Below are 1,789 nucleotides of genomic sequence, written 5' to 3' on the forward strand. Positions count from 1 at the left end.
GCCTTGGACGGTGGCGGCGAGCAGGATCTCCTGCCACCCGCGGTCCTGGTCGGTGGCGTCGGGGGCGTCTTCGTCGTGGCCGATGACTTTCCAGACCTGTTTGAAGACCGCGCCGGCCACGACGCCGCTGACAGCGCCGAGCGCCAGGCCGACGGGCTTGTAGGCGACCTTGGATGCCTACATCAGCGCCCCCTCCTCTTACGGCGCACGAGGACGAGCACGGCGAGCGCAGCGACACCGGCGATGAGCAGGCCACGGTTGCCGCGCGCGCTCTCCGCTAGTGTGATGCGCCAGAAATCCTGCGGGTTAGTTCTGCTCTGTTTCCTGGTTGTCGGTTCCGACCTTGGTGAGGTAGTCGGCGAGGGAGTTGAGAATCTCGTCGGCGGTCTTGGTCCAGGTGAATGGCCGTGGGTTCTCGTTCCAGGTGTCGATCCACGCGGCGATGTCGTCTTCCAGGGCCTTCACGGAGGTGTGGACGCCCCGACGGATGAGCTTGTCGGTCAACAGGCCGAACCACCGCTCGACTTGGTTCATCCAGGAGGAACCAGTCGGGGTGAAGTGGATGTGGAAGCGTGGGTGCTTGCCCAGCCACGTCTTGATCTCGGCGGTGTTGTGGGTGGCGTAGTTATCGCACACGAGGTGGACGTCGAGAGCGGCTGGCACCGCCTTGTCGATTGTGACCAGGAACTTCTTGAACTCAATCGCCCGGTGGCGGCGGTGCAGCTGCGATATGACGGTGCCGTCGGCGATGTTGAAGGCTGCGAACAGGCTGGTGATGCCGTGCCGCAGGTAGTCGTGGGTGCGCCGCTCGGGCATGCCCGGCATCATCGGCAGCACGCGCTGAGACCGGTCCAGGGCCTGGATCTGGGACTTCTCGTCCACGCACAGCACCACCGCCTTCTCGGGCGGGTGGTGGTACAGGCCGACGACGTCGACGACCTTCGCGACGAACTGCGGGTCGGTGGAGAGTTTGAAGGCGTCTTGGAGGTGCGGCTTGAGGTCGAACCGCTTCCAGATCCGCCCGATGGTCGATTTCGACAGGCCCGTGCGCCGGGCCATCGAGGCCCGCGACCAGTGCGTGTCCTTGCCCGGAGTGGACTCCAGGGTCGCCACGATGACGTCCTCGACCTGGTCGAGCAGGATCGAGGGCGGCCGGCCCACCCGGGGCTCGTCGGACAAGCCGTCGAGGCGCTTGACGATGAACCGAGCACGCCAGCGTTCTACGGTCGACTCATCAACACCGAGGTCGGCCGCGGCCTGCCGGTTCGTCCCGCCCTCCGCGCAGCGCAGCACGATCTTTGCCCGAAGCGCCAGATACTGCGCCGTCTTCGCCCGCCTCGCCCACCGGACGAGCTGATCCCGCTCAGCCTCAGTCAGGACAAGGCCGGCCTTCGGCCGGCCAATGCGCCGGTGTCCTCAAGCCCGGCCATCCGCTCCGCAGCGAAGGCCCCGCGCCACTTCCTCACTGTCTTGACCGCCACGCCAACGGTCAGCGCAGCACCCGCATTCGACATACCGTCAGCGCACGCCAGGATGATCCGCGCCCGCTCGGCCGGACGCCGGTCCGGTAATCCCGCCCGACGCATCAGCTCTGCACGCTCGTCCTCGGACAGCGTGATCTCCACAGCAGAGGGACCCGGATGCGACATACCAACAGACTACTTACTAACCCTCAGAATTTCTGGCGCATCACACTAGCTGGTACGCCTTCTCGCGGACCGGGTCCGGGGCCTTCTCCTGGAACTTGTCCGCCACGGCAGCCGCTGCCCGCGCGATCTGCTCCTTGGTC

At 66.2% G+C, this 1,789-nt stretch carries 2 protein-coding genes and 1 pseudogene; all 3 read right to left on the reverse strand.

Features of this window, described 5'->3' with window-relative positions; genetic code table 11:
- Positions 1–174 (reverse strand): annotated as a pseudogene (locus tag ACWIHY_RS40240) (DUF4235 domain-containing protein); the annotation flags it as partial.
- Positions 175–306: 132 nt separating this feature from the next.
- On the reverse strand, positions 307–1,404 hold the full coding sequence (locus ACWIHY_RS40245) for an IS630 family transposase (protein WP_454381717.1): 1,098 nt from the start codon (positions 1,402–1,404) through the stop codon (positions 307–309).
- Positions 1,374–1,625, reverse strand: a complete 252-nt coding sequence (locus ACWIHY_RS40250) for a helix-turn-helix domain-containing protein (protein WP_454381715.1) — start codon at positions 1,623–1,625, stop codon at positions 1,374–1,376. The genes ACWIHY_RS40245 and ACWIHY_RS40250 overlap by 31 nt, the downstream gene beginning before the upstream one ends.
- Between the last annotated feature and the right edge of the window lie 164 nt (positions 1,626–1,789).

Source organism: Streptomyces sp. NPDC055287, assembly GCF_053646035.1.